Source organism: Corynebacterium sp. CCUG 69979, from assembly GCF_024454095.1.
In the GTDB taxonomy this organism is placed as follows: domain Bacteria; phylum Actinomycetota; class Actinomycetes; order Mycobacteriales; family Mycobacteriaceae; genus Corynebacterium; species Corynebacterium genitalium.
This window is the reverse complement of sequence record NZ_JAGPZA010000041.1, coordinates 1-1,175: the sequence shown is the minus strand read 5'-3', so window position 1 is coordinate 1,175 and position 1,175 is coordinate 1. Positions and strand designations below refer to the sequence as shown.

General features: G+C 55.6%; 1 rRNA gene. It reads left to right on the top strand.

Annotated elements, in window-relative coordinates:
- Positions 1-1,175, top strand: a 23S ribosomal RNA gene (locus KBX18_RS11705); the annotation flags it as partial.

The following is a 1,175-nucleotide window of genomic DNA, read 5'->3' as shown; positions in this document are numbered from 1 at the left end:
CACCTTCTGTGTGTGTGATGGCGTGCCTTTTGAAGAATGAGCCTGCGAGTCAGCGGCATGTCGCGAGGTTAACCCGTTTGGGGTAGTCGTAGCGAAAGCGAATGCTAATTGTGTGTTGTCAGTGGCATGTCCTGGACCCGAAGCGGGGTGATCTACCCATGGCCAGTGTGAAGCAGCTGTAAGAGGTTGTGGAGGCGCGAACCCACGTAGGTTGAAAACTGCGGGGATGAGTTGTGGGTAGGGGTGAAAGGCCAATCAAACTCCGTGATAGCTGGTTCTCCCCGAAATGCATTTAGGTGCAGCGTCGCGTAGGTGTGCCGGAGGTAGAGCTACTGGTTGGTTGAGCGGGACTATCATCTTAGCAATGTCAGCCAAACTCCGAATGCCGGTTTACATTGGTGCGCGGCAGTGAGACTGTGGGGGATAAGCTTCATAGTCGAGAGGGAAACAGCCCAGATCGCCGGTTAAGGCCCCTAAGGGTGTGCTAAGTGGAAAAGGATGTGTAATCGCGAAGACAGCCAGGAGGTTGGCTTAGAAGCAGCCACCCTTGAAAGAGTGCGTAATAGCTCACTGGTCGAGTGGTTGCGCGCCGACAATTCAGTGGGGCTCAAGTACACCGCCGAAGCCGCGGCATATTTTTTATATGGGTAGGGGAGCGTCGTGCATGGGGTGAAGCGTTACCGGAAGGGGGCGTGGACTGTGTGCGAGTGAGAATGCAGGCATGAGTAACGAATGATGCGTGAGAATCGTATCCGCCGGATGACTAAGGGTTCCTGGGTCAAGTTCGTCTTCCCAGGGTGAGTCGGGTCCTAAGGCGAGGCCGACAGGCGTAGTCGATGGTCAACGGGTTGATATTCCCGTACCCGTGCATACGCGCCCAAGTGCGAAGCGGTGATACTAACCACCCTGACCACCTGCCACGGCAGTCTTTGACTGTTGGGTGGGTGTGATGCGTGGGGCCTGATCCGTTGTAGTTCAGTGATGGGGTGACGCAGTCAGGTAGCTACGCCACTTAAGTGGATTGTGGTGCAAGCGTGTGGCACATGGACTAGTCAAATGCGGTCCTGTTTGTGTGAGGCGTGATGCGTAGCCCGTATGGGGTGATGGTGGTGATCCTATGCTGTCGAGAAAAGCCTCTAGCGATGTGTGTGTACGGCCCGTACCCGAAACCGACA